General features: G+C 68.2%; 2 protein-coding genes. One reads left to right on the forward strand and one right to left on the reverse strand.

Annotation, left to right across the window (positions count from 1 at the left end):
* The first annotated feature begins 132 nt into the window (after positions 1-132).
* Positions 133-792: a maleylpyruvate isomerase N-terminal domain-containing protein gene (locus ABT084_RS37785; RefSeq protein WP_351054357.1), complete on the forward strand. Its 660-nt coding sequence runs from the start codon at positions 133-135 to the stop codon at positions 790-792.
* A 354-nt stretch (positions 793-1,146) separates the two neighbouring features.
* On the opposite strand, the gene ABT084_RS37790 is transcribed toward ABT084_RS37785, so the two are convergent.
* Positions 1,147-1,470 carry a P-loop nucleotide/nucleoside kinase family protein gene (locus ABT084_RS37790; RefSeq protein ID WP_351054359.1) on the reverse strand — a complete coding sequence of 108 codons (324 nt, stop codon included), beginning with the start codon at positions 1,468-1,470 and terminating at the stop codon, positions 1,147-1,149.
* Between the last annotated feature and the right edge of the window lie 747 nt (positions 1,471-2,217).

Below are 2,217 nucleotides of genomic sequence, written 5' to 3' on the forward strand. Positions count from 1 at the left end.
GTACTGCAGGGGGGACCCTGTGGGAGAGTAGGACGCCGCCGAACAATTTTTCCGGGAAAGCCCCGCACCTTTTGGTGCGGGGCTTTTCTGCGTTCTGATGCCGAAAACGGTCGGCGCTGTTAGCTTGCTGTGATGGACCAGTTCTCACGCTCATGGACTGCGCTGCGGGCCGCGGTCGCCCAACTCCGGGACGAGGACTTCGCCCTGCCGTCCGGCTGCGTAGGCTGGCTCGTGCGGGATCTGGTGTGCCATCTGATCATCGACGCGCAAGACGTCCTGATCACTCTCGTCACCCCCGTCGACGCCGCACCGACCCGCGATGCGGCGACGTACTGGAACGTGCTCGATACCCCGACCGGCGACGACCCGCTCGATGCGCTGATCGTCCGCCTGGCCGCGGCGTACGAGGAGCCGTGGCTGCTCAAGTTCCACCTGGACGACGTCGGCTCCGCCGCCGGCCGAGCGGCCGAACTCGCGGACCGGGCCGGCCGCGTGGGAACCCGCGACGAGGTCCTGACCGCGGGCGACTACCTCTCCGCGTACGTCCTGGAATGGACGCTGCACCACCTCGACCTCACGGCACACCTCCCCCACGCGGCGCCCCCACCCGAAGAAGGCCTCCGCCAGTCCCGAGAGCTACTGGAATCCATCGTCGGCACGGCGTTGCCCCCCTCCTTCTCGGACAAGGAAGCCCTCCTGATCGCCACGGGCCGCCGCCCCCCAACAAACCCTCAGCAGGCCGCACTTGCCAACCTGCCCAAAGCCCTTTCCCTCCCCCTCACCCTGGGCTAACACCCCCGGTTCGAACCTGGGCCCGTAGCCTGGCCGGGTGCTCGACGACGTCCTCGCCTTGTGGCCCCTCGCGCCCGCTTCCGAGACCGGCTGACTCGCCGGGCTCGCCCAGGACGCCGGGCTCACCGGCTACGAGGTGCCCGGGCGGCCCGGCGATCCCGTCGTGCCGCAGGGCCTGTACCCCTGTCTTCGCTGCTTTCCCTCGGCGAAGGAGGCGGGCGTCCGGCCCGGTTCCATCGAGTGGCCCGCCGAGGGGAGTCTCGACAGGCCGACTTGGGACCAGCTGATCCGTTTCCTCTCATGGGGTGGGCCGGGGAGGGTGCGCTGCTTCGGTCAGGTGGTGCTGGGCCCGCGTCAGGTTCGAAGCCGGGCCTTCGGTCGATTGAGTACCAGCCGGTGATCGGTCCAGGGCTCGTACGTCGCCCGTCGCTCCTGAACCGCTTCCCAGGTCGGCTCTTCCCAGCCGACGATGCCCCGGGATCGGCGCTCCAGGCGCTGCCGATGGACCCGCGAGTCCGAACACACCACCTCCGTGAATGCCACTGGCGCCCGATGGCGGTCGGCCAGTGTCCGCCACTGCCGGCGAGCCGCCTCCGCGGCGGCAGACAGCGCCCGCCCGAGCCCCTCGGCAACCGAACTCTTTCCCGCCGTGGGCAGACCGGCCGTCACGATCAGCATGGCGGCACTGTCGTATGTCCGGCCCCTGGCGCCCGTCCGGACGACGCCCACGGGTCACGCCCGGGTCGCTGACGTCCGGGGGCGTCCACGTTCCATTCCCCCGGTAGGGAGCCGTCGCAGAAGACGCAGACGAAGTGCTCCTCCCGGACGATGTTCAGCTGATCGCAGGTGGGGCAGCGGCGGAACACCACCTCACCGACCACCCACTGGCCGTGCTCCTTGCGGAAGCCGATCTCACCGGCGCTCAGGACGGTGCCACCGCCGACACACACCACGTGCTCGCTCCGGCGCGGCGCGAGACGCAGCACACCCGCCGGGTCGACGACGAACGTGAAGGGCTCGGCGAGTTCCGCCGCGGACAGGGCCGAAGCCCAGGCGCTGAAGTCCTCCGGCGAGCGGGCGGGGTGGGCGGATTCTGGGGCGTTGACACGGTGAGGGTGGCTGGGTAGAGTCGAACGGTTGCCTCGAACTGGACAAGTTCGGCGACAGTGGTTTAGAGTCTTACCCGCCCCCCTCCCATGGAATTCAAATCCATCAGGGGTGCACTCCGCTCTTTTTCAGATGTGAACGCCGGGAGAACCGGTCCGAAACTTCTGATAGAGTCGGTCTCGCCGGAAAGGGAAACGCGAAAGCGAAAACCTGGAAAGCAAACCCCGCTTCGACCGGGAATCGGACACGAGAGAGTCTGATAGAGTCGGAAACGAAGAACGAAGCCCGGAGGAAAGCCCGAGAGGGTGAGTACAAAGG

The organism is Streptomyces sp. NPDC002138, assembly GCF_040296485.1.
Taxonomy (GTDB): domain Bacteria; phylum Actinomycetota; class Actinomycetes; order Streptomycetales; family Streptomycetaceae; genus Streptomyces.